Genomic DNA, 24,963 nt, shown 5'->3' with positions numbered 1-24,963 from the left:
AACGAGTGGAACTTATCGAGGGCCATTTTGGGCCCAGACCCTGCCTGTCGATTACTTCCGAGGAAGTCATTGCTCGCCTGCCGATTTATCTTTTTGCCCATTTTGGTGCACATTTTAGGAGAGAGACATGGAAACGAGTACAACCCTCCCAAGAAAATATTTTGTCGTCGTGACTCACAGTACAACGTCGCAGCGTGAACTTGAGAGCATTCTGTCCAGCGAGCGCTTCAATTCGTTTGGCACGTCTCAGGCACAAATGTTTATTGAAGGTGCTACTTCACCCTCTTTCGCCCCCATGCTGATGGAGTTCTCTTACCCAAGCGGCACCCGGAAAAACGTCGGCCGCACGATTGAACACGACACCCAGCGCATACTGGCCAACCTCGAATCGGAATGGCTGGCCGCGCAATCGGCATATCCGTTTTACAAAATTCCGACGATGAACGCAGACACCGGCAACCAGACCTCAGCCAATGAAGGCAATGCAACCTGCAGCGAGACCTGGCACCTGGACAACGATCAAGGCGCACTGGTCAAGGAAGGCGTCGAAATCAGTCTTACCGGGCTTGAAACCGCGCTGGTCAGGAAGATGCTCAATCACGAAGAACGCGTGGTCAGTCGAGATGACCTGATCCTCAGCATCGGCCGCGAGCCGGAGCAGTATCGTGGCCTTGAGATGTGCCTGAGTCGCCTGCAGGACAAGTTCAAAAGCGCCAGTAATGGTGAGCGTCTGTTTCGCGCCGTAAGAAACCGCGGTTATTGCCTCATCCAGGAAATCGTTGCGTAAATACCGCCGATCTCTGCGGACAAAACAAACAGAAAACAGTGCGATTACAAAAACAACAAGAGCACTCTGTTTGACTTCACCTCCCTGGTAAAATAAAACTCCCTGCCTCCACCCCTCCTACAGTAACAAACACAACATCATTTATTCACCCCCTCCTCCACGACCTTTTCTAACAGCCTTGTATTTGATTATTTAAAAGTTGGCATTGCGCCACCTTGTTAGAACTCGTCAGACACCCTCTCCGGCAATAACTTAGTCTATTGATTGACGACAGTTCGACCTATCGACGTTGTTACCTCAGGACACTCGTCCAATAACAACAACAAGCCTACTTAGCAACTCGGACTTCAACTGTCGAAACCTGAATGGACGTATTTCTGGGGATATCTCATGGAACTTTCTCTACGGATCAATCGAAATAACGGCCTCAAGGGACTTACCTTCTGGGGCCAATGGGCGCTGGCGCAGAGTTTCATTGTTGCGCTGTTGTTCATACTCGCTGAACGGCATACCGGAACCGTCGAGTTCTATTACCGCATGTGCGCGACACTCGCGGTGCTGGCCTCGGTTCCGGCGTACACGTTCAGCGGTGTGTATCGCAAACAGGACAATTACCTGACGGGCCTGGGGCGTCTGTTCATGGGCTGGTCCATGACCATGGTCGCGCTGGCCTGCATCGCGTTCGTCTGCAAGGCCGACGAGGTGTTCTCCCGTGAAGTGACGCTGAGCTGGGCGGTTTACGGCTTCCTGGGTCAGGCGTTGCTGTACGCGCCGCTGCATGCCTTTTCCAAGTACTACCAGCGTTCCCGCACCAGCGCGCAGAAGACGCTGATCGTCGGTACGGGTGAGCTGGCACTGGGTCTGGCGAAGAAGATCAGCCAGGTGGAAAACCTGCCGCTGGTAGGTTTGGTCAGCAATGGAACAACGGCGGATCTGGATTCGGATGCACCGCGCGTGGTCGGCGATCAGGAAGATCTGCTGCAACTGATCAAAGACCATGACATCCGCCGCTTGTACATCACCCTGCCGCTGGCGGAAGCCGCGAAAATCGAAGCGATGTATGTCGATTTGCTCGGTGCCAACGTTGATGTGGTGTGGGTGCCGGACTTGAACAGTCTGACCCTGCTCAATCACTCGGTGAAGGTGGTGGACGGTCTGCCGGCGATCTGCCTCAACGAAAGCCCGCTGACCAGCCGCCCTACCGCTGCGCTGAGCAAAAGTCTGGTGGAAAAAGGCGTGGCACTGCTGGCGATCATTCTGCTGAGCCCGCTACTGCTGCTGATTGCGCTGGCGGTGAAGATCAACTCGCCCGGCCCGGTGTTCTTCAAGCAGGATCGCCACGGCTGGAACGGCAAGGTGATTCAGGTCTGGAAGTTCCGCTCGATGCGCGTGCACGATGACCGCGAAGTGATCCAGGCCAGCCGCCATGACTCGCGCATTACCGCAGTCGGGCGCTTCATCCGCCGCACCTCGCTGGACGAACTGCCGCAGTTGTTCAACGTGCTGCAGGGGCAAATGGCCCTGGTCGGCCCACGCCCACACGCGGTGGCGCACAACAACTACTACTCGGGGAAAATCCTCGCCTACATGGCCCGCCACCGAATCAAACCGGGCATCACCGGGCTGGCGCAAATCAGCGGCTGCCGTGGCGAGACCGACACCATCGACAAGATGCAGCGTCGCGTCGAGATGGACCTGCATTACATCAACAACTGGTCGTTGTGGCTGGATCTGAAGATCCTGGTGAAAACGCCGTTTACGTTGTTGTCGAAGGATATTTATTGATGGGTGAGTGGTAGATCAGGCTATGCCACAAGGGGACGAAAGTCCCCTTTTTTGTGGGCGGGATTTGGGGAGGCCAGCGGATTGATGTTGGATGGGCCGACGCTATCGCGAGCAGGCTCACTCCTACAGGGGATATGTGGATGGATCGAGGTTGGTGGTTTGCCGCTGAGCCATTGTAGGAGTGAGCCTGCTCGCGAAAGCGGTGGGTCAGGCGCCATGGATGTTGGATGGGCCGACGCCTTCGCGAGCAGGCTCACTCCTACAGGGGATTTCGGTATGGTTTGGGGTTGGTGGTTCGCCGCAGGACCAATTGTAGGAGTGAGCCTGCTCGCGAAAGCGGTAGGTCAGGCGCCATGGATGTTGGATGGGCCGACGCCTTCGCGAGCAGGTTTCTCCTGCATGAACCGAGGGGTTTACTCGGTAATCTTCGAGAAGTTGCGGTAGAACATGTCGCCCTCGCGGCTGTCGGTCATCGAGTGCAGCTGGAAGCTGCGATTGAGCCTTGCGCCGCCGTCACGGGTCAGTGGGGCCCAGACGAGGTTGGCGCGACGCATGGTCGACATGCTCATCATTTCGTCGAACGGGATCGACAGGTAGAGACCCTTGTCGAAACTACCCTCCCCGTACTCGGCGCTGCCGGCGGTAGTGATCGTCGCCCAGGCGCCGAAGCGCACGCCGTTGAAGAACTCGCGGGAGATGTCGAGTGTGCCGCCCCAGTCGCCTGCCAGGTATCGACCGACGCTGATCGCGGCCAACGTGTCGTACGGCAGGTCGGTATAACCGGTGACGTGGCCGGTCCAGACCGAGTAGTCGCGCAGGCCGAAACCCTGGTCGAATTCACGCTGGCGCACGTAGTTCAGATCCGCCCCCACCGACCAGCGCTCACCGGTCGGACGGAACAGCACCTCGCCGCCGACACCGGCAAACATCGACTCCAGATACCCGCCATAGACCATGCCATACAGGTCTTTGTCCAACTGCTCGGCGTGACTGACCTGGAACAACGGCATGGTCACTTCCGAGGTGGTCAGGTACTGACGCAAATCGGTGCGCACGCGTGGCAGGCCGCTCGGCGCATCGTAGGTGAACTTGTCGAAGTTGTTCACCAGGTTGGCACTGAGCAGGCCGTTCCACCAGGTGTTGCGATTAAAGCGGTATTCGGCGTCCGCATCGGCACTGAACTGATAGAGCAAACCATCAGGGCCGCCAACGTTTTGCTTGAAGCCCAGGCCGACGCCATAGTTGAAATGCTGCGGCGCTTCGGTGTAGAGGGTTTTCTCGTTGTGCGGCATCGCCGGATTGATCTCGGTGGCGCGGTGCAACGACTCCAGCGGCTCCTCGTTGTTGATCACTTCGCGGAAGGTCTGGCGTGGCACGCTGGTCTCCTCCAGCGGCAGGTCGTAACGCTTGTTGACCACGGTGAACCAGTTGATGTCGTCGTTCACACTGTTGTCGAGAATCCGGCTCGCGCGGCCAACGGCCTTGGACGAATGAAAGTAACGCTGCTGCTCGCCGTACACGATCAGTTCAGAATCGCGCTGGCTGATGCGCTCGACCTTGTACCCGGCATTTTGCTGCAGGCGTTGCGAGACATCGGCCCAGTTGACCTGATCCATCGGCGTACCCGGCGCCTTCGCCGGCAGCGGCTCAGGCGTTGGGTCGTAGGTCTTGGCCGGCGCCTTGCGGCTGACGAAATTGGTGTGGAACGTGATGCCGAACATCGCCGTGTTGCCACGCTCCCACGCCGCGCTGACGTCGACCGAATCGGTGACCTTGAACACCGCGCCGAGGTTGATCGGCGAGTCCTGCTCGATCACGTTGTCCTTCGGTTCGTGCTTGTAGTCGTTGCCTTCGTATTCGAGTTTCAGGCTGAGCCGATCCCACGGCGTCTGATAGCTCACGCCACCGAAGAACGACGGCTTGCCGCGAAAGTACGAGCCAGAGTTGACGTCACCGGTACCCTCAAGGGCCGGCCGGGTATCAAAGCGATCACTGACGTAGCCCAACGGGTTGTCGATGTCGCCGCGATTGCCCAGATAACCCCAGGCAATGCCAGCGCTGAAATCGAAATTGTCGTAGCGTTTGTTGGCGACAAAAAATTCACTGGAGAACAAGCCGGTACCGCCGATGTCTCGGAAGCCCAGCGCCACTTCCGGCGCCCAGTGGCTTTCCTGCCAGAGCCGGACTTTGGCGTCGACCGCCTTGTCCTTATAGCTCTGGCTGCCGCTCAGCGCCTCGGAGCCGTAAGGCCGGTTAGTGATGGCGGTGTAGCGGAACGAACCTTCGAGCCAATCCAGCGGCTGCAGCGACACGCTGTAGCGGCTGTAAGGCTCGGTGCGGTTGGCGTTGACGCTCAGCTCGCCAGCCGGGGCCATGCGCGCCGTCGGCGTCTGCAACAGGCCGGTGCCACCGAAATCATTTTGAGTAATGCGCGGCTCGGCATGCACCAGGCCGCACGGCAATAACAACACAGCTGCAAAACGTAACTTCAACGAACCACCTCAGCCAGCTGCGTGGCAATCAATTCGGCCAACTGCTGATTCAGTTCAGGAAGAGGCGGATCAAGATCATCGTTTTTCACCGGCACCAGAATCTTGCTGCCGGCCACGGGAAAGTGCCCGCTCTCGCGATTCCAGTGCGCAATACCCACGCGCCGGACCGCACCATTGGGCTGAATCAGCCACAGGTAATCGGCCTCGGCATCGTCCAGCGGCGCACAGATTTCCAGGTACTCGCGCGCCTCCAGCAATGGCTGATAAGGCACGTGGCAGGTGTTGGCCACCGCGCCCAGCACTTGCACCTCGTCGACCCGCGTCGGATAGATCAGGCGATCGCCATCGTCGAGACGAATGTTGCGCGCAAAACCGACCTCCACCGCGACCGGGTCCAGATCCGCGACCTGGCGCCCGGTAACCGGCATCTGCTGCACCTGCTCGGCCAGACGCAATGCCAGCGCCGCACGGTCGGGGCGGTCGAACAGCGAAGCCATCCGTTGCAGCACATCCAGATCGAACAACACCCCGGCCTTGAGCCGCGCCTGTTCCTCCAGCAACGACTGGCGCAGCAACACGCCCGCCAGCCAGTAACCTTCGGCATTCGGTTGCGCCACGCTGATCACATCGAGCAAGCGCCCGCCCGGCGGCAACTCGACCGGCCCCGGGTTGGCGACATCGCCGCTGACGGTGACCGCTGCCTGACTGACGCCGCTGATCAACAGCAGACACGCCGAGAACATCCGCAAGCGCTTCACGGCAGATACCTGCGATCAGGGGTCAGTTGCACGATGCGCACGCGCAGTTGCGAGGTCAGTTGTTGCTCGCTCTGCACGATGAAACCGTCCACCGGGTCGACCCAATAATGGTTGGTCGCCCGCAGGCCGATGGCCGGGACGTCGATCTGCTCGTCGACACGCAGCACGGTGTATTCCTTGTCGAGAATGTCCAGGGTTTGCGTGGACCGGCGCACGAAGCGGCTGTTGACGATCAAGCCGACTTCCTGGCCCTTGTAGAGGTCGATCCAGCGTCGGCTGGTGAAACCATCCGCGACACGGTGCAGGCCTTGTTTGAACGGCGCGTTGTCGGACAGCCGCGTGCCGTCCAGATCGCCCTCCACGCCCAGGCCAATCGTGCGCACGGCGAGGCCATCGCGCAGCAGCAACACCTGCTTGCCGGAGGCGACCCAGAACTGCAGGTCTTCACGCTCGCGCACCAGCGCCAGCACCCCGGAGCCGGACGGCGTGGTCAGTTTGATTTGCGGGTACTTGACCTCGGCCACCTGGGCCGCGCTCACGTCCAGTTCATCCGGGCCGAGCACCGCCGACTTGAGGTTGCGCACCGAGGCGGTCATCAGCGGGTTACAGCCACACAACATCAAGGCCGCCATCAGGCAGACGCCAACTTTCAAGGTTTTCACAGTCGGCCTTATTTGCTGTTGTTACTGAATTCGCTCCAGTTCTTCGCAGCGGAAGCACCGGTCCCGACAATCGATGCCGACGGCACCAGTTGGCTGATGAAGCGGTTCCAGCGCGTCACGTTGGCCGGGCCGACATAGACCACATCCTGCGGGCGTACCTCGAAATGCGAAGCGAGCGCCATGGCGGTCGGCGACTGGGCTTCCAGTTGATAGATCTTCGCTGGCTCGACATCGAGGTTTTCCACCCCGCGAATGACGTACACCGCATTGCCGTTGGAGGTGGTCTGGCTCAGGCCACCGACCGAACCGAGCACATCGGACAGGTTCATGGTCGCGGTCTTGAAGCTCAGCGCACGGGGCTGATTGACTTCCCCCATGACGTAGATGCGCTTGTTGTCGTTGTACGGCAGGTACAGCTGGTCGCCACCCTTGAGGTAGACATACTGCAGCTCGGAATCCTGCTGGTTGAGCGAATCCAGATTGAGCGGATACACCCGGCCATTGCGGGTCAGCAGCAGGCCGGACAAATCGGCATTGTTGGTGTCGATACCGGCCGATCCGAGGGCTTCGACCACGCTCAGCGGGTTGGTGGAAATCGGCTGTGGACCGGCCTTGGCCACGGCCCCCGAGACCACCACTTTCTGACTGGCGAAACGCAGCACCGCGACATCCACCTGCGGCTCGGCGATGAACGCCGACAGACGCGTTTCGATGTCCGCCCGCAGTTGCTGGATGGTTTTGCCGGCGGCCTGCACTTCCTTGATGAACGGGTAGTACAGCGTGCCATCGGAGCGCACCAGACGACCGTTGGCGTCGATCTGCTGTTGTGCCCCCGATGGCGCGGTCAGCTCCGGGTGATCCCAGACTGTGATGTACAGCACGTCGTTGCTGCCGATGCGGTATTCGGCTGGCGTTGCCAACAGTTCCGCCGGCACCGACTGACGCTTTTGCGTGGCGCGCGTCGTCGAGATCAGCTTGGGCGTGATCGGGATCAGCTCGACCCGACTGCTTTCACTGGCGCCCTGGCGCGTGATGTCACTGGTGCTCAGGTATTGGCCCGGGGAAAACATGCAACCTTGCAAAGCGATACTTGCCAACAGCAAAAGAGAAAAACTACGAGTCATAATGGCACTACGCTATTCAAGGCAAATCTAAAAATAAAGTCACCCGACTTGCGTCGGGCGACCCTGTACAGCACTAACAAATGTTCCTGTTAGTTGTGCGTGCCGGTGGTGCCGGTGGTACCGGTGGTGCCAGTGGTACCGCCGTTGGCACTTCCGCCGCTGTTGGACGCTGCGACTGCACTGGCGACCATTGCCGTACTGGCTGCGGGCGCTGTAGAAGCCGCGACACTGCCAGATACATTGGTCACCGCAGTAAGCGGCGCTTCAGCGGCGGACGCCCAGTTGCTCAACATCGTCAACAGGGCAATCGCCATCACTTTTTTCATATCAACTCCTTTCTAACATTCGGCCTGTTAAAAACCGGCCTGTGTTAGAGGTGGTAGCGTTCAAGTCCGCGAAAAGTGCGAACAAGATCCGTTGTTCTTTCACAGTCTTACCCAACTGATAAAAGTCGAACGGCAGGTTTATATCTACGGACTTGCAAAAGGCATTTCCAGCGTATTTTCCCGACGTTATCTAACACCTGACCGAAACTAACATTCAGTATTAGAACGACATCATTCGAGATAACCGCGCGGATGGTTCGATTGCCAGCGCCAGGTATCGGTGACCATGTCCTGCAAATTGCGCGTGGCTTTCCAGCCGAGTTCCTTTGCCGCTTTCGAGGCATCGGCCCAGCTCTCGGCAATATCACCACTGCGACGCGGCATCATCCGATACGGCACCGGCTGTCCACAGGCCTGCTCGAAGGCGTGGAGCACTTGCAGCACGCTGTAGCCATCGCCGGTGCCGAGGTTCCAGGTATGAATGCCGGTGCGCTCCGAGATGGACTGCAACGCCTTCAGGTGCCCGTCCGCCAGATCGACCACGTGGATGTAATCACGCACGCCGGTGCCATCGACCGTCGGGTAATCGTTGCCGAAAATCGACAACTCTTGCAGGCTGCCGACCGCCACCTGACTGATGTAAGGCACCAGGTTATTGGGGATGCCGTTGGGGTCTTCGCCCATGTGCCCGCTGTGGTGGGCGCCGATCGGGTTGAAGTAGCGCAGCAAGGCGATGCTCCAGCGCGGCTCGGCCTGACTCAGGTCACGCAGCACGTTCTCGACGATCAGCTTGGACTGGCCGTAAGGGTTGGTCGGATTGCCGGTGGGGAAATCCTCGCGAATCGGCATTTGCTCAGGCTCGCCATAGACCGTGGCCGACGAGCTGAACACCAGACGGAACACCCCCGCCGCCGCCATCGCCTGACACAGATTAATGCTGCCGCTGACGTTGGTCTCGTAGTATTCGAGCGGCTTGCGCACGCTCTCGCCAACGGCCTTGAGCCCGGCAAAATGCAGAACGGCATCGATGTTGTGCTCGCGGAAAATCCGGTCGAGCAGTGCCCGGTCACAGACATCGCCGCGGATCATCCAGGCACTCTTGCCACAGATGCCTTCAACGGCATGCAACGCTGCTTCGCTGCTGTTGCAAAGATTATCCAGTACAACAACTTCATAACCTGCTTCAAGCAGCGCAAGTGTGGTGTGCGAGCCGATATAGCCAGCGCCACCCGTTACCAGAATCTTCATAGCGCGGTCCGTCATTGGATAAGTGACAAGTAGCGTGTCAAGCCCCTTTTATTCATTCTGTGGCGCACCACACAAAGAAGGGCGACAACAGCCTCAAACAAAATTAGTTCAACCACTGGCAATAAATATTTTTGCAGGTCAAACTGTATTGCCTGGTACTTATTAGCACTCCAAGTACACTCATCACTATCAACAGATACCGACTAAAAATAACTAATAACGCTGTTACCGACATCTCATAACATTGTCATGTTTTACCCCGCCTGCTAATTGCCACTCACCGCCTGAGTCAGGTATTAAAGCAGTCGTTCAATAATGATTGAAACTTGCACGTCCTTTATGAGGGCGCGCACCCGTTGCCTGTGTTCCATGACTGTTCAGGATACTTTTATGATTCGTAAATGTTTGTTTCCCGCCGCCGGTTACGGCACGCGTTTCTTGCCGGCCACCAAAGCCATGCCGAAAGAAATGCTGCCGATCGTCAACAAGCCGTTGATCGAATACGCCGTCGAGGAAGCACGGGACGCCGGCCTGCAACACATGGCCATCGTCACCGGTCGGGGCAAGCGTGCGCTGGAGGACCACTTCGACATCAGCTACGAACTCGAACACCAGATCCGCGGCACCGAGAAAGAGAAGTTCCTCGCCGGTACCCGCGAACTGATCGACACCTGCACCTTCTCCTACACCCGTCAGGTGGAAATGAAGGGCCTGGGCCACGCGATTCTCAGCGGCCGTCCGCTGATCGGCGACGAACCCTTCGCCGTGGTGCTGGCCGATGACCTGTGCCTGAACCTTGAGGGTGACGGCGTACTGACGCAGATGATCCAGCTGTACAAGAAATTCCGCTGCTCGATCGTCGCCATCCAGGAAGTCCCGGCCGACCAGACTCACAAGTACGGGGTGATCGCCGGCGAGCTGATTTCCGATGGCATCTACCGGGTCAACCACATGGTGGAAAAACCGGCGCCGCAGGACGCTCCGTCGAACCTGGCGATCATCGGCCGCTACATCCTCACCCCGGACATCTTCGACCTGATCGCCGACACCCAACCGGGCAAGGGCGGCGAAATCCAGATCACCGATGCGCTGATGAAACAGGCGCAGAACGGCTGCGTGCTGGCCTACAAGTTCAAGGGCATGCGCTTTGACTGCGGCGACGCCGAGGGTTACTTGCAGGCGACCAATTTCTGCTACGACAACGTGTACCTCAAGGGCCGCTGAGACGGTTCCCCGCCCACTTCTCTACTCAGGAGACCAGCATGAACATGGCACAACATTCAGCGGACATAGAACGGGAGGTGGGCAACCTCGGGGTGGTGAGCTGGCTGTCACGCCATCAGCCGTTGCCCAGCGCCAACGAGTCGTGGCTGGGCAGCATTTTGCTGGTGGAACGCATCGGCATGTTTCCCTCGTCCGGCGACATCCGCCGGACGCTGGCGGATCCCTATCCCCTGCTCGCCCACCTGAAACAACGCTACGCCGAGCAGGCACTGGAAATGGACGACCATGACGGCCTGAAAGTGATTTTCAGCGACTGGCGATTCCGTGTGCGTCTGTGCTGCAACGAGCCGGCGATCATCATCAATGTGGAGACTCGTTGCGCTACGCAGTTGATGCCGCAGAAGCTCGCGGAGCTGCTGAGCCAGATCGAACAATTCGAATAAAGCACGCTACCTGTAGGAGCTGCGGTACGCTGCGATCTTTTGATCTTGATCTTGAAAACAAAATCAAAAGATCGCAGCGTACCGCAGTTCCTACAGAGGTTTTGTGGTGTCGCAACTGTCCGCATTGATGCCACTGACGATCCAGCGATAGAAATAATCGGCAATCACCTTGCCGCCCGTGGCCGGCTTTGGATGAATCTTGTCCGGGCCGATCATCGCGGCGGCATAACGTTTGACGTCAGGGCCAAACGCGCATTGCAGGTTGGCGTAACCCAGGTGTTGCGCCTGGGCCCACGGCTGTAGCACCTGGGCATACGCCGACATCGGATAAGCACTGGAACGTGTAGTGTCCTGGCGCATGATCAGGTTGATGCTCGCCGCCGGTTGCATCTCGCGGATCATCGCCACCAGGCCCTGAACATTGTGCAGATACTGTTCGGGTTTGACGCCGAAGCCCTGATCGTTGCCGCCGAGCATGATCAGGTAAATGTCGGCGGGAATCTTCGACACGGCGGCTTTCCACTGCACCTGCCATTGCGGATCCTGGTGATAGAAGTCTGCAGATGCCGCGCCCGATGCCGCCAGTTTCGATACCCGCACGCCGTTTTGATCGTTGCTCATCCACAGGCCAAACAACGTCGGCGCGCCCTTCACGACTTCCAGTTTGAATGACCAGTCTGCCGCTGTAGAGAGACCTGCAAGCGGCACTTCCTGAACGCCTTCCCCCTTGAGCGTCAACGGTTTCCAGTCTTGCGCGGGTGTCCAGCGATAGCGAATCTCTGCGGACTCGCCGTTGCCCAGATAGAGCAATTTCGCCTGGGTGACGGCGGTGTCGATGGCCGGTGTCGGATTGGCGTCGATCTGCAGCCAGGCGCCGGGCTTGCCGGTCACCGTGCGGCTGTCGGGGCTGGCCTGACCAAGGCCGGAGACCTGCCAGTCGCCAGCGAAATACTTTTTGCTGCTGCGGGTGTATTTGAAATGCGTGCCGCCCAGCGCGGCACCATGGTTGAAGCCGACATAACCTGGGCCGGCAAAACCGACCTCCCCGGCCACGCGCTGCACCAGTTTGTTCAGGTAGAAATCCTGCCCGGCGCTGTAGCTGTCACCGATCACCGAGACCGACAACACCTTGCCGGCCTTGCCTTCGCGCCACTGCGCAAAACGCTCGCGGGCATCGCCCACCTCAACCACCGACGCCGCAACGGGTTGAGCGTCATTCACTGCCAACATGCTTTATTTCCTTCAGTCTGGAATGGCCCCTTCGCGAGCAAGCCCGCTCCCACACTGGATCGGTGCCGTACACCAATCTCCTGTAGGAGCTGTCGAGTGAAACGAGGCTGCGATCTTTTGATCTTTAACATCAAAATCAAAAGATCGCAGCGTGCCGCAGCGCCTACAGGTGATTGGTGTCCACCACTGAACCCTGTGGGAGCGCGCCTGCTCGCGAAGCTTTTCAACTATTGGCTGGCACCGGAGCAATGCTCGCCGCCGATTTCTTCTTCGCCGCACGCTCGCCCAGAAACAGCACCGAAGTGACATTGAAGCGACTGAAAATCATCGACAGCACCACCGGCCCCAGCAAGCCAAAGGTCAAGCCCCCCAGCACCAGCAGGCTCTCGTCCTTCACCCCGAGACGCCCCAGGACAAACCGCGAAGTCGCCGCGAACAGCACATGAAACAAAAAGATCGCGTAAGAGTAGCCACCCAGCCAGGTCAGCCACTTCGAACGCATGTCACTCGACAGCAAGGCGATGCAGGACACACACCCCACGGTCAGCCCGATCAGGCTGCGACGATCGACAATCAACTCACGATCAATCGCTGCCACGTACAGCAGCGTCAGTGAAATCAACACAAACACCAGCGGCCCGATCACCTTGAACCGCTGCTTCAACGCCTCGACATTTTCCTGCCCGATCATCCCCGCCACGAAAAACGGCAGCAGATAAATCGCGCCATTGATGCCGAACGCATCGAACTTGAACGGCGGCAGCAGAAACACCCCGGCGGCGAACGCGAACAGCCAATACAAGCGCGTCATCGAACGCAACATCCCGCGCCATTCCAGCAGGCCGACGAACATGAAAATGATGAACACCGCCTGTAAGAACCAGAAGTGGTTGATCGGCACCCAGAACGACAACAACGCATCGATCACCCCGACGTCCTTGTTCACCCCCGGCCCCACCGCCTGCAACACCGAGAACGGCACGCCGACGCAAAACAGCGGCACGATCAGCCGCCGCACCTTGCCGCTGAAGAACGCGGAAAAGTCATTGCCGCGAATTTTGTAGATGGAATAGATGTAGCCGGAAATAAAGGTGAACAGCGGCATGCGCACGTACACCATGGAGTCGGCGATCACCCGGAACGGCGAGCCGATATCGATTTTCAGCCCCCCGCCCAACGGGCCGATGACGTGATAGAGCACCAGCAGCAGGCACGCCAGGCCGCGCAGGGTTTCGATCTCCAGGGACTTTTTCTTGCTCGACATACAGCACCCGCCTCAATTCAGAACTCTTGATTCAACCCGCACCGGTTTGTTCGCGCGCAACATCAGACCCAGGCCGACAAACAGCACCGGCACCACCATGGAAAAGTGCCGGGCGAAGGAGCCGAAGTCCGGTTCGAACAACCCTTGAACCAGCAAAAACGCCAGCGGAATCGCGATCAGTTCCTTGGGTTTGGTCTCGATCGGCGCGCCTTTGTAATCCGTGGAGGTGATGACTTTGAACAGCAGCAGCGCGGTCATGATCATCAGCGCGACGAAGATCACCTGCCCCGGCCCCGACAACAGAATCAGCTCCACCGGGAACGACAGCCGGAAGAAGATGATCATCGAGTCCAGCGCCTGCGAGACGAAATCACTGCCACTGAGCCACGACACGATCAGCGATTTCGAGCCCTCCTCGCCCGCCGTGCGCAACTCGTTGTTGCTCGCGCGGATCGACGACACCGGAAACCCCAGCGCCAGCTGAATCGCCGTGGCCACCGCCAGGTAAAACAGGAACAGCATCAGGAAGAAGGTGAAGCGCGACACGTACTTTTTCATCACGCAGACGCCGACCCAGGACAGCGAAAACAGAATCCAGTAAGGCCGGATCAGCACGCCGTAGATCACTGCCGAGAGGAAAAAACCGCCACGGTATTTGCGCGTCAGCGCGCTGAACAAAATGCTCAGCACCGCCACCGACACGATGATTTCCTTGGTCAGGTTTTCCAGAAAAAACGAACGCACCACACCCCACAGACACAGGGTGCCGAAGATCGCCAGCGGCATGCGCCGGAACACCACCACCGGAATCGCCGTGAGGAAGAAATTGCAGAACATCCCGTAGGCCCAGGCGTTGGTCAGGTTGATCCCGGTGGGCCGCAGCAGGAACGCCGAACACTCGTAGGAGGAGCGGTCCGGCGAGAACGGGTTCCAGAAATTGCAGTTGTCCGCCCGGGCGTACGACGACCACAACGTCATCGCATCCGGCCCCGGATCACGCGGAATCAGCAGCGGCATCGCCACCGACAGAAACAGCCCGGTGAACAGAATCAGGAACGACAGCGAGGAATCGAGTTTGCGCCCGCGAAACTCGATGCATGGCAACTTCAACCCCATGCCAGCGCCCCTTTTGCACGGGTCGCCCGGGTCAACAGAGCAATCACGCCAAGCTGCACGATGATCGCGAAGACATTGCCCCACGCCGCGCCATAAATCGAATAGTGCTTGATCAGCAGGTAGCTGACCGGCACCGACACCAGCAGACAGATCGCCGCGCTGGCGAATGACACTCGACTGTTTTTCGAGGCGATCAAACCGCCCCAGACGATGTCGCCGATGGCCCGCAGGGCAAAGGAAAAGATCAGCACGCCGAGGACCGCGTTATCCGGACGCGGCACGCTGGTGGCGACGTAATCGAGCACCACGTTGAAGAACAGATAAATCAGCACGGCCACCGCCGCCGATACCACCAGCGAGCGCATCACCCATTGGTTGACGAACAACTGCCGAACCGTGAACGCCTGTTGATCAGCCTGAAAGCGCTTGGCGAGTACCGGAATGCCGACCACCGCCACCACGGCATAGGACAACGCCTGCAGGGTGTTCGCCGCCGACCACGCATACACGTATTTACCGAGGCTGGCGTAGGGTTCGAGATCGGCGATCAGAAAGCGTTCGGCGTACTGACTCAACGCGATCAGACCCGTGCCGAAATAGAACGGCAGCCCGGCTTTCCATACGGTCGCTGTCGCCAGCGTCTCGCTGACGCGGCCCTTGTGCACGCTCACCACGATCAGGTAACCGGCGACGATCACCAAGACGTTGGCCGCGACCCACAGCCACAGCACACTGGCGATGCCGGACACCCGGTCGAGCATCATCCCGCCCACCGCCAGCAACGCCCACAGCCCGGTCTTGATGAAAAACAGCAGCGCGCCCGCCGTGGCTTTCTGCGCGGAAAACACGAACGAGTTGATTTCGAACGACAGGTGTTCGGTCAGCAGCACCAGCGTCACGCAAAGGATCAGCGCGGTGGTCGCCTCGACCTGCTGGAACAGTGAATAAATCCCCACCGTGACCAACGACAAAACCAGCCCGACCGCCAGGTACAGCAGCAGGACTTTGTCGACCACTCGCCGCGAGCTGCCGCCGACACTGATCAGCCGATTGATCTCGGAACTGAAACCGACGCTGTAGAACTTCGAGGCGATCAGCGAAGCCGCGACCACCACCCCGTAAAACCCCAACGCTTCGTAGCCCAGGTAATGGGTGATGGCGAGCACCAGCAGAAACTTCGCACCTAAAGCTCCGCCGCGCAGCAGCAGGCGAAATATCATCGAACGATCCCTTTGATGATCTCGTCCATGGCCACGGTTTTTGCCTCGATCTCGCGGCAGGTGTCGGTCAGGCGTTTGCCGAAATTCGACAGCGCGTTCGGCGCGTAAACGGTGTTGATGATGGTGTCGACATTGATGTCGCCGCCATTGATCACCCAGTCTTCCACGCCCATGTCCTGATAAGCGCCGAAGCCCTTGCGCTCATAGCTGATGTGGTACGCCGGGACCCCGGACAGCAGCGATTCGATGGCGCCGTGCAGGCGCACCGAGATCACCAGGTCCGGCTGATATTTGGCAATCGTGGCTTTCAACGACAGCAAGTCTTCAGTAATGCCCAGTTCGCGATAGAACGCACCGTCATCGTTGCCGCGAACGGCGCTCTGCACGGCGCACACCACTTTGCTTTTGTTCTTCAGGCGCTGCAGCAGCAACTTCAGGTTGGCGACGTAGGCGACCTTCTTGTCCTTGCTCCACTCCGGCGGCTTGCGCAGCACCACGCACACGGTGGCCGGCGACGCGGCGCAGCGGGTGAACTTGGGTTGCTGGAGGATCTTGCCGGCCAACGACTGCACCGCCAGATCCGGCGCGCGGTAGACGTTTTCGCAGGCATCGAACATCGCCGAGGAGCGGTTATCGCGCACGAACACCGCGTCGGCGCTGGCGTAGTGCTCGACGATCTTGCGGCTCTCACCATGGAACGGGCCGATACTTTGCGGCAGGTACACCGACGGCACCTTGCTGAGAATCGCCGTTTCCAGTTGCTTGGCGTGGCCGAGCTTCAGCTTGATGTGTTCGAAGGCACTTTTGGAGCGCATGTAGCCGCCACCCACACCGACGATCAGATCAGTCTTCTGCAACAGATCCGCCAGGCCGGCATACGACTGGTTGAGGAACACCGCCTGCTTGACCCGACCCAGGCCCTTGGCCGCCATCACTGGCGCGTCGAAACGCGGGTGCGGCAAGTAGGCGAAAGATTGCGGGTCGGACGCCACGACGTTGATCGAAGTGTCCTCGCCAAAGTTGCGCTGCACCAGCGCGATGGCCAGATCGACGAGCAGGCCGTCACCGGAGTTGGACGCACTGTAGCCATGCAAAATCGTTACGTTCATAAGCTGAGTTCTACTTAATAAGTGGGAGCGCAATACACGTCATAGGTCTGGCGAATCATCAGTGCAGCGCTGAAACGTTCGCGCACGATGTTCCGGCCTTCGCTGCCGAGGTCGAGCAACCGCGGCTTCTGGATTCGCGCCAGCACATCGGCCAGCGCCTGGTGGTCACCGGTGGGGAAGACATAGCCGGACACTTCATGGGTGACCAGTTCGGGCAGCGACGTGCAATTGCTGGCGATCACCGGCAACCCCATGGCCATGCCTTCCAGCGGCACCATGGCGAAACCTTCCCAGCGACTCGGGACGATCAGCGCGTCGGCCCGTTGATACAGCGCGTGCACTTCGGCAGGCGTGACCCACGGCAGGTACTCGACCGCGTCCATCTCCGGGCATTCAACCGTGTCCTCGTTGACCGCACTGCCGACCACCGTCAGTTTCAGATCGCTGCGCTGCACCTTGGCGAAGGCCTTGAGCAGCACGTCGAAGCCTTTCTGGTAGTCGAGGCGACCGACGAACAGCAAATGAATCGGCTCGGGACTATCAACCTTCGGCGCTTCGTCACGCTGATGGATGCCGTTGTAGATCAGCTTCATGCGCTTGCGCTGAATGCCGAAGCGCGCCGCCTTGTCCATCTCGTAACGGCTGACGCAGATGATCACGTCAGTGACCCGCTGCAGGACCCGTTCGATCCACGCGTAGAGCTTCTGCTTGATCGGCGAGCTTTCCATCAGGAACGAAAACGCGTGCGGGCAGTAGACGATTTTTGGTCGACGCCATGGTTTGAGCAGCACGCACACGCAACGGCCGATCACCCCGGAAAAGGTGCTGTGCAAATGCACCACATCGGGTTTTTCCTTGAGCATCACCCGGGTCAGTTGCCAGGCGAAACGCAGCAGTGAGCGCACATCGCGGCCGCTGCGTTCGAACGTGCGAATCTGTCGTTCATCGATGCCGTGCAGCTCTTTTTGCTGATCGAGCGGCACCAGATAGACCAGCTCGTAATTCGAATCCTGACCTTCGGGGGAAGCCGAGATGGTGCGGATAACGGTGGCGACCCCACCTTTTATCGTTTCAGCCACGTGCAGTATTTTTTTCACAACCCACCCACTTCCTTGCCTGTAAGGACAATCGCTGACACTCAGGATTTGTCGGACGCGTATTCGTAGTTGTAATAACCGTAGCTACCGTTGCCGTAGGAGCTGGCTGTGCGCTTCTCGACGCCGTTGAACACCGCGCCCTTGAGCTCGATGCCGTTCTGGGCGAAGCGGCGAATGGTTATTTCAATCTCTTTGGCCGGGTTCACCGCAAACCGGGTGACGATCAGGCTGATGCCGGCTTCGCGCCCGACAATCGCGGCGTCGGTCACCGCCAGCAGCGGCGGCGTGTCGATGATCACCACGTCGTAGCGCTCACTCAGTTCGGCCAGCAGGTCGCGGAAGTTGACGTGCATCAACAGCTCGGAAGGATTGGGCGGAACCTGCCCACGGCTGATGAAGTGCAGGTTGTCGATTTCCACCGTATTGACGGCCTGCTCGATGCTGCAACGCTTGGCCAGCAGGTCCGACAGGCCATTGTCGATCGGCACATTGAGCGTCTTGTGCAGATGGCCCTTGCGCATGTCGGCGTCGATCAGCAAGACGCGCTGACCGCTTTGCGCCATGACGGCCGCGAGGTTGGACGAGACGAACGTCTTGCCGACCTGCGGGCTGGGGCCGGAGATCATGATGCGGTTGTTGGTCGAATCCAGTGCAGCGAAATGCAGACTGGTGCGCAGGCTGCGGATCGACTCGATGGACAGGTCGGTCGGATTGCGCAGAGCCAGCAGAGAGGCCGGCGTCTGCGCCGTGCTTTTGACCCGCACTTTCTTACTGTCCTCTTCGCGCTGCAAGACGCTGTAGGGAATCGAGGCGTACACCGGCAACCCGAGCTGCTCGATGGCTTCCGGCCCTTCCAGGCCTTTGCTCAGGGATTTGCGCAGCAGCACCAGGGCCACACCGACAAAAGCACCGAGGAAGGTTGCGATCAACACAATCAGGGCTTTTTTCGGTTTGACCGGGCTGGTCAGGTCGACATCCGCCGGATCGACCAAACGCACGTTGCCCACCGCACCGGCGCGGACGATGTCCAGCTCCTGGGATTTGTTCAGCAACTGCGTGTAGATCTGCGAAGCCACTTCCACATCGCGGGTCAGGTTAAGCAGCTCCTGCTGCGTGGCCGGCAGATCGCCGACTTTGCCTTCCAGCGCCTTCTGCTGCTGGGTCAATTCACCGATCTGCGACATCAGGGCGCGATACGCCGGATGCTGCTTGGTGAATTTGCGATCGAGTTCCGCCTGCTGCATTTTCAACTCGGAAATCCGCGTTTCGAGCGCGACGGACTGACCGAGCACCGACTGGGTTTCCAGGGAAATATTCACGGTCTTGCCGTGGGTCTGGTAGGCGTTGAGCGCATCGCTGGCCTTGGCCAGATCACGTTTGACCTGCGGCAACTGGCTTTGCAGAAACGCCAGGCTCTGCGCCGCTTCCGCCGAAGTACGGCGCACGTTTTGGTCCACGTACAGCGCCGCGATCTTGTCGAGGATCTTCACCGCCTCGGCGGCGTCGGCACTGGCCAGCGCCAGACGGATAATCCCCGATTCCTTGCCCTGCTCGGAAATATCCAGCGCATCCTGGTAACCCTGAATGGTCACAATCCGTGGATTGCGCACCACTTCAAATCGGGTGCCCGGGTTGGCCGACAGCTGAGCGATCTGCCCCTCTACCCCGTCCTGCGCGAAGGCTTCGCCCGCGACGCCCTCGGCCAACAGGTTGTCGTTGTCATCGAACAACTGAAAGTGCTGTTGGTCGCCCGCCACCAGCGTGAGCTTCTTGCCCATCAGCTCTTTGGGCAGATTGAGCCGGGTGAACTCCAGACGCTGACCGCCCCAGGCGTAGCTGTTAAAACCGAAACGCGGCGGCGCCACGCTGAACTCGGTTTCGCCGCGATAACGCCGGGCGAGAAAACCGCCGATGACCGGGAAGGTGTTGGGGGTGACGTCGATGTCCAGACGCAGGTCGTCGACGGTTTTGCCGATCACCGCGCGGGACTTGATGATGCCGATTTCGGTCACCGACGGCGATTGCCCGCCGAGCATGCTGCTGAGGTCGGAAAACCCGAGCATGTCATTCTTTTTCGGTTCGACCTGAACCAGCGCGTTCGCCAGGTACACCGGCGTCGCCAATACCGCATAGGCTACGCCGGCGGCCATGAAGGCACCGGTGAAGGCACCGATCAGCCATTTCTGGTCGATCAAACTGCCAAATATGCCGAGAAGATCAATAGTGTCTTGATCGTTATCACGGCTGGCGATTACTGACGGTAACTGCATAAGTCTGTTCTTACCATTCACTGATCTGAAGAATATTCATCAATGTCCGAGGCGCTGCGCCCACGAGCTAACAGCATCTTCAATCAATGCATGGGCATGAATAAAAGCGGCCTTACCTTGACGATACGGATCCTGTATTTCTCGTTCACTCTGCCACTTGCCAAGAAGAAACACTTTGCCTCTGGCGTGAGAGGCAATCTTCAGCACCTGATTCACATGTTGTTTTTCCATGACCAGAATCAGGTCCGATTCATTGACAATATCAGCGGTCAATTGCCGCGCCGTGAAACCCTCGGCACTGTGGCCGCGGGCTTCCAGAACCTGGCGCGCCGACGCTTCCATGCCTTCACCAACCCGCGCCGCGAGGCCTGCGGAGGTCACCGAGATCGTTGAGGGAGTCAGCGCGTTACGCAGTAGAAGTTCTGCTGTCGGACTTCGGCAAATATTGCCAACGCACACAACCAGGATATTTCTGAACAAGGTTTACTTTCCTGTGTAATATCATTCTGCCAACATCCAGTGCGGTTATTAATGAACCCACTAGATCATTCTGCACTCAGAAATAGATTCGCCCTGTTAATACCAGCGTATTAAGTACCACAGCGCCAAAAGTCGCCCAAACGGAATTACCGGACTAAAAATAACTGTGATTTTCAGAGCCAGGTTTCCTGACAAAAACTAACATTTACGCACTTAGTTCAATTGTCAGTTTCGAATCGGTTATCACCCGATACTTTTCGCCGTTGTCACTTCTCACCGGAGAACCGACATGAAATCAGCACCTCTCAAACGACTGGGCGCTTTGACCCTGTTGCTGCTGGCTGCAACCGGCCACAGTCACGCCAATGAACTGTTCCCGGCCCTTCCCGCCAATAAAACCGTTGGTGTTCAGGTCAAGGTTCAGACCTTCTCCGCCGCTGACGCCCAGCAGATCAAAGCCACCGGCTTCAGTTTCGTGCGCTTTGGCGTCTGGACAGACAGCCTGGCCAGCGCGACGTATCAAAAGCAGATCAGGGACGCCTTCGCCGTGGCCCGCGCCGCTGGCCTGCCGGTATTGATGACCCTGCGCGCGACCAAGCCCTTACCGACCAATGATCTGACGAGCGCCGGCGTCGCGTACGCCAACGCGCTGACCAGTCTGGCGACGACCTACGGTTCGCAACTGGTGGCGATTGAACTGTGGAACGAGCCGGACCTGGGCACCTACTGGCCGACCGGCAATTTCGACACAACGTTCGTGCCGTTCATGAGCGCGGCGTGCAAGACACTGCAGGACCAGCCTCCGGCCGCCCCGGTGATCGGTTTTGGCTTCGCCCGGCCACCCACCGCCGGCTCGGCGTCCACGGTGGCCCTCAACCGGATCGTCAGTGAATACCCCAAATGTCTCAGCGCGATCTCCTATCATCCGTATGGCATGACGGGCACGCAGATCAGCAACGCTCAGGCGTTCATCCAGCAGAACTTCCATCTGCCGGGAGTGATCAGCGAATGGGGCATCTCGGCGCTCGCCTCAAACGGTGGGACCGAGGGTCAGGCGAGCAAAATCAGTGCGTTCGTCGCCGATATCAAAACCCGCAACATTGCGCTGACCTCGATCTACGAATGGAAAAACAGCGACACGGGCAGCAACGACCGAGAGAAGAATTTCGGCCTGCAAACCTCCGACGGCCAGGCAAAACCAGCCGAATCCGCAGTCAGGACCCAGTTGGACCCGCAATAGCCCTCTCTCAACGCGCTCAAGGGGCGTTAGCCGTCAGTTGCTTTGAACCTGCGGCCGATTTTGGCATCGTATTCATCGATACCGCGTCCCGCCTTTCAAACAGCCGTTTTCAGGTTGTTGCCACCGGGGAACCCGTTACGCCTTGATGCCCTTGAGTGGCTGTCAGCGCTCGGGTAATGTCGTCAAACCCACAGGACAGAGCACACCCATGACTTCCAAGCTGGAACAACTCAAACAAATGACCACCGTGGTTGCCGACACCGGCGACTTCGAAGCGATCGCCCGGGTCAAGCCGGTCGACGCCACCACCAACCCTTCCCTGCTGCTTAAAGCCGCAGCCATCCCGGCTTACGCCGAACTGCTGAACGCGTGCGTCAGCGACTGCAAGGGCGACGTAGGCCTGGCCAGCGACCGTTTCGGCGTCGCCGTGGGCCAGGAAATCCTCAAAGTGATCCCGGGCCGTATCTCCACCGAAGTGGATGCGCGTCTGTCGTTCGACCAGGACGCCGTGCTCAAGCGTGCACACCGCCTGATCGAGCTGTACGACAAGGCCGGCATCGGCCGTGACCGCGTGCTGATCAAGATCGCGTCCACCTGGGAAGGCATCCGCGCGGCCGAGATTCTCGAGAAAGAAGGCATCCAGACCAACCTGACCCTGCTGTTCTCCTTTGCCCAGGCCGCCGCCTGCGCTGACGCCGGGGTGTTCCTGATCTCGCCGTTCGTGGGCCGCATCTACGACTGGTACAAGAAGGCCAACGGCAACGACTACACCGGCGCCGATGATCCGGGCGTACAGTCGGTCACCCGCATCTACAACTACTACAAGTCCAATGACTACAAGACCGTGGTCATGGGCGCCAGCTTCCGCAACCTGAACCAGATCGAGCAACTGGCCGGCTGCGACCGTCTGACCATCAGCCCGGACCTGATCGACAAGCTGGCGGCAGACACCGGCAAACTGGAGCGCAAACTCGCCCCGGGCCACGCCGGCGAAGCCCGCCTGAGCCTGAACGAAGCGCAGTTCCGCTGGTTGTCCAACGAAGACGCGATGGCCACCGAGAAACTGGCTGAGGGCATCCGTCAGTTCGCCCGAGACCAGGAGAAGCTCGAGGCGCTGTTGCAGGCCAAGCTGTGATTTGAGCGGTTGAAATGCAAAAAGGGCGAACCCGTTAAGGTTCGCCCTTTTTTATTGGTGCGATTCAGTGGCAAATGATGATTGATGGCAGGAGATGACCCTGTGGCGAGGGGGCTTGCCCCGTTCGGCTGCGCAGCAGTCGCAAAGCCTGCAAACCAGTCTATCCACAGAAATTCAGTGACGTGGTTCAGGGCCGCTTCGCAGCCCAACGGGGGCTTGCCCCCTCGCCACAGAGGCCACTCAGTGTCTTTCGAGGGCATTCACCAGATCATGAAAGGCTTCACGGTTGGAATCGTTCAGGCCCATGAGGATCTTGTGCGCTTCGAGCACCTTGATCCGCACCACTTCTTCAGACTGATCCTGATCCGGCAGGTCGTCCAGGCACTCGGGGCACGGCACCGGGTGGTTGACGATGTTGAACACCTGCTCGAAGCCCATCGACTGCAGCAGACGCGTGATGTCTTCGTGGGTGGTGACGACAGTCGGCAGCAGGCCGACCTTTTGCCGCGACAGGATCGACAGTTTGGCCAGCAGGCCCAGGGTGGTGCTGTCGATGCTACGGGTTTCGGTCAAATCGATCACGATCGCGTTGAAATTCAACGCGGTGAAGATTTTCTCAATAGTCGCATCCAACGCCGAACACAGGGTCAGGCGAACTTCACCGACGAACTTCAGGACGAAGGTGCCGTCCTGCTCGGCGAACTGGATTCTACCGGTACTCATTGAAGGTTCCTGCTCAACACCAACAGGGCGATATCATCCGGCATCTCCCCTAGCGTGGCCAATCCAAACACTTGCCGCAGACCATCCAGGCTGCCGCCCGCCGACTTCACCCGTTGCGGCAAAGCAGCTTCTTTTTCTTTGAGCGTAGGTTCTGGCAATAGATCCAGAATGCCGTCGGACATCAGCGTCAGGCTGAAAGTCGGTGGCAGCTCAAGCACGTGATCTTCGTAGGTGGCCTCGTTGAAAAGGCCTACCGGCAAACCGCGGCCTTCGAGGTAACGAACACTGTCAGGCGTGTACAACACAGGCAACGGCAGATGGCCGCCGATGCTATAGGTCAACAAACCGGTCTCCTCGTCGATGACTCCACCGACCATTGTGACGTGTTTGCCCAGCTTACAGCTGATCAGCCCCCGGTTGATATGACCAAGGACTTCCGAAGGCTTGAATTCCGGCAAGGTGCCGTTGCGCTTGGACTCGAACAGCAAGCGCGTGGTCATGAACTTCAGCAGCACGGTGACGAACGCTGAAGAAGCGCCATGGCCCGATACGTCGGCCAGGTAGAACGCCACCCGACGCTCGTCAACGCGGAAATAGTCGACAAAATCACCCGACAGGTACAACGACGGGATGATCTGATGTGCAAACTGGAACTCGTCGATGCGCCACGGGCTTTCCGGCAGCATGTTCATCTGCACCTGGCGACCGGCATTCTGGTCTTCCTGGAGCAGGTTCAGGCTGGCTTCGAGCTCGCGGTTGGCCTTCTCCAGCTTCTCGCGGTAGCGCTGGTTCTCCAGCAGCAGGCGCGCACGATCAAGCGCGCGACGCACCGAGTGCTCGAGCACGGCGAGGTCTTCGAGAGGCTTGATCAGGTAGTCCGCCGCACCCAGGCGCAGCGCCTCGACCGCGTCGTTCATCACGCCGGCACCCGAAACGACGATCATCGGTGTTTGCGGTGACCGCTCAGTGACCTGACGGATGAGTTCAAGACCGCCCATCTGCGGCATGCGCAGATCGCAGATGACCAAGTCGGGCTTGTCTTGCTCGAATACCTGAAGACCCTGTTGGCCGTTGCTGGCCTGCAGGACGCTGAAACCACTGTCTTCCAAATAGGCCGCGAGGCTCGCGCGTACTACTTCGTCATCATCGATTATCAGCAGCGTGGCACTGGTTTTTGGCATGTGGGCAAACGGCGCCAGAATTAGGTTGGCGTAGCAGGCGGGGCATCGG

At 59.0% G+C, this 24,963-nt stretch carries 22 protein-coding genes; 6 read left to right on the top strand and 16 right to left on the bottom strand.

Annotated elements, in window-relative coordinates; all coding sequences use genetic code 11:
* Window positions 1-127 precede the first annotated feature (127 nt).
* Window positions 128-787 carry a winged helix-turn-helix domain-containing protein gene (locus tag KKQ10_RS23950; protein WP_215502446.1) on the top strand — a complete coding sequence of 220 codons (660 nt, stop codon included), beginning with the start codon at window positions 128-130 and terminating at the stop codon, window positions 785-787.
* Window positions 788-1,177: 390 nt separating this feature from the next.
* Entirely contained in the window at window positions 1,178-2,572 is a 1,395-nt protein-coding gene (locus tag KKQ10_RS23945) for an undecaprenyl-phosphate glucose phosphotransferase (RefSeq protein ID WP_215502445.1), read from the top strand.
* A gap of 413 nt (window positions 2,573-2,985) precedes the next feature.
* On the opposite strand, the gene KKQ10_RS23940 is transcribed toward KKQ10_RS23945, so the two are convergent.
* The 6 genes from KKQ10_RS23940 to galE form a co-directional block, all read right to left on the bottom strand.
* On the bottom strand, window positions 2,986-5,064 hold the full coding sequence (locus KKQ10_RS23940; protein ID WP_215502444.1) for a YjbH domain-containing protein: 2,079 nt from the start codon (window positions 5,062-5,064) through the stop codon (window positions 2,986-2,988).
* A complete protein-coding gene (locus KKQ10_RS23935; RefSeq protein WP_502941660.1) occupies window positions 5,061-5,822 on the bottom strand; it encodes a capsule biosynthesis GfcC family protein in 762 nt (253 codons plus the stop codon). Before KKQ10_RS23935 ends, KKQ10_RS23940 begins: the two co-directional genes overlap by 4 nt.
* Window positions 5,819-6,484 (bottom strand): YjbF family lipoprotein, encoded by a 666-nt coding sequence (locus KKQ10_RS23930; protein WP_215502443.1) that lies wholly within the window; start codon window positions 6,482-6,484, stop codon window positions 5,819-5,821. The genes KKQ10_RS23935 and KKQ10_RS23930 overlap by 4 nt, the downstream gene beginning before the upstream one ends.
* A gap of 8 nt (window positions 6,485-6,492) precedes the next feature.
* The gene (locus tag KKQ10_RS23925) at window positions 6,493-7,608 is read right to left on the bottom strand and encodes a polysaccharide biosynthesis/export family protein (RefSeq protein WP_174823790.1); all 1,116 of its coding nucleotides are present in this window, start codon (window positions 7,606-7,608) and stop codon (window positions 6,493-6,495) included.
* An 89-nt stretch (window positions 7,609-7,697) separates the two neighbouring features.
* A complete protein-coding gene (locus KKQ10_RS23920) occupies window positions 7,698-7,934 on the bottom strand; it encodes a hypothetical protein (protein WP_003226528.1) in 237 nt (78 codons plus the stop codon).
* A 231-nt stretch (window positions 7,935-8,165) separates the two neighbouring features.
* The gene (gene galE, locus KKQ10_RS23915; protein ID WP_215502442.1) at window positions 8,166-9,182 is read right to left on the bottom strand and encodes a UDP-glucose 4-epimerase GalE; all 1,017 of its coding nucleotides are present in this window, start codon (window positions 9,180-9,182) and stop codon (window positions 8,166-8,168) included.
* Window positions 9,183-9,572: 390 nt separating this feature from the next.
* On the opposite strand from galE, the gene galU reads away from it, so the two are divergent.
* The gene (gene galU, locus KKQ10_RS23910; protein ID WP_127650310.1) at window positions 9,573-10,406 is read left to right on the top strand and encodes a UTP--glucose-1-phosphate uridylyltransferase GalU; all 834 of its coding nucleotides are present in this window, start codon (window positions 9,573-9,575) and stop codon (window positions 10,404-10,406) included.
* A 38-nt stretch (window positions 10,407-10,444) separates the two neighbouring features.
* The gene (locus KKQ10_RS23905) at window positions 10,445-10,849 is read left to right on the top strand and encodes a phosphohexomutase domain-containing protein (protein ID WP_215502441.1); all 405 of its coding nucleotides are present in this window, start codon (window positions 10,445-10,447) and stop codon (window positions 10,847-10,849) included.
* A 90-nt stretch (window positions 10,850-10,939) separates the two neighbouring features.
* Here KKQ10_RS23905 and KKQ10_RS23900 read toward each other — a convergent pair whose 3' ends face one another.
* From KKQ10_RS23900 to KKQ10_RS23865, 8 genes are all read right to left on the bottom strand, one after another.
* Entirely contained in the window at window positions 10,940-12,079 is a 1,140-nt protein-coding gene (locus tag KKQ10_RS23900) for an SGNH/GDSL hydrolase family protein (RefSeq protein WP_215502440.1), read from the bottom strand.
* A gap of 223 nt (window positions 12,080-12,302) precedes the next feature.
* Window positions 12,303-13,343 (bottom strand): acyltransferase family protein, encoded by a 1,041-nt coding sequence (locus KKQ10_RS23895; RefSeq protein WP_215502439.1) that lies wholly within the window; start codon window positions 13,341-13,343, stop codon window positions 12,303-12,305.
* 12 nt (window positions 13,344-13,355) lie between these two features.
* Window positions 13,356-14,459 (bottom strand): hypothetical protein, encoded by a 1,104-nt coding sequence (locus KKQ10_RS23890; protein WP_127650302.1) that lies wholly within the window; start codon window positions 14,457-14,459, stop codon window positions 13,356-13,358.
* Window positions 14,450-15,679 carry an MATE family efflux transporter gene (locus tag KKQ10_RS23885; RefSeq protein ID WP_215502438.1) on the bottom strand — a complete coding sequence of 410 codons (1,230 nt, stop codon included), beginning with the start codon at window positions 15,677-15,679 and terminating at the stop codon, window positions 14,450-14,452. The genes KKQ10_RS23890 and KKQ10_RS23885 overlap by 10 nt, the downstream gene beginning before the upstream one ends.
* On the bottom strand, window positions 15,676-16,788 hold the full coding sequence (locus KKQ10_RS23880) for a polysaccharide pyruvyl transferase family protein (RefSeq protein ID WP_215502437.1): 1,113 nt from the start codon (window positions 16,786-16,788) through the stop codon (window positions 15,676-15,678). The genes KKQ10_RS23885 and KKQ10_RS23880 overlap by 4 nt, the downstream gene beginning before the upstream one ends.
* A gap of 14 nt (window positions 16,789-16,802) precedes the next feature.
* On the bottom strand, window positions 16,803-17,885 hold the full coding sequence (locus KKQ10_RS23875) for a glycosyltransferase (protein WP_127650296.1): 1,083 nt from the start codon (window positions 17,883-17,885) through the stop codon (window positions 16,803-16,805).
* 41 nt (window positions 17,886-17,926) lie between these two features.
* Window positions 17,927-20,155, bottom strand: coding sequence for a polysaccharide biosynthesis tyrosine autokinase (locus KKQ10_RS23870; protein ID WP_215502436.1), 2,229 nt, complete (start codon window positions 20,153-20,155; stop codon window positions 17,927-17,929).
* Between the two features lie 39 nt (window positions 20,156-20,194).
* On the bottom strand, window positions 20,195-20,635 hold the full coding sequence (locus tag KKQ10_RS23865) for a low molecular weight protein-tyrosine-phosphatase (RefSeq protein WP_127650292.1): 441 nt from the start codon (window positions 20,633-20,635) through the stop codon (window positions 20,195-20,197).
* A gap of 289 nt (window positions 20,636-20,924) precedes the next feature.
* On the opposite strand from KKQ10_RS23865, the gene KKQ10_RS23860 reads away from it, so the two are divergent.
* Window positions 20,925-21,875, top strand: coding sequence for a glycosyl hydrolase family 5 (locus KKQ10_RS23860; RefSeq protein ID WP_215502435.1), 951 nt, complete (start codon window positions 20,925-20,927; stop codon window positions 21,873-21,875).
* Between the two features lie 208 nt (window positions 21,876-22,083).
* Window positions 22,084-23,010, top strand: coding sequence for a transaldolase (gene tal, locus KKQ10_RS23855; RefSeq protein ID WP_127650288.1), 927 nt, complete (start codon window positions 22,084-22,086; stop codon window positions 23,008-23,010).
* Window positions 23,011-23,250: 240 nt separating this feature from the next.
* Here the strand turns inward: tal and rssC are convergent, their stop codons facing one another.
* Window positions 23,251-23,733, bottom strand: a complete 483-nt coding sequence (gene rssC / locus KKQ10_RS23850; protein WP_003226553.1) for an anti-sigma factor antagonist RssC — start codon at window positions 23,731-23,733, stop codon at window positions 23,251-23,253.
* A complete protein-coding gene (gene rssB, locus KKQ10_RS23845) occupies window positions 23,730-24,914 on the bottom strand; it encodes a two-component system response regulator RssB (RefSeq protein ID WP_041074010.1) in 1,185 nt (394 codons plus the stop codon). The genes rssC and rssB overlap by 4 nt, the downstream gene beginning before the upstream one ends.
* Window positions 24,915-24,963 lie beyond the last annotated feature (49 nt).

The organism is Pseudomonas sp. MG-9 (assembly GCF_018729515.1).
Taxonomy (GTDB): domain Bacteria; phylum Pseudomonadota; class Gammaproteobacteria; order Pseudomonadales; family Pseudomonadaceae; genus Aquipseudomonas; species Aquipseudomonas serboccidentalis.
The sequence above is the reverse complement of the archived record's forward strand: the minus strand, read 5'-3'. Positions and strand labels throughout refer to the sequence as shown.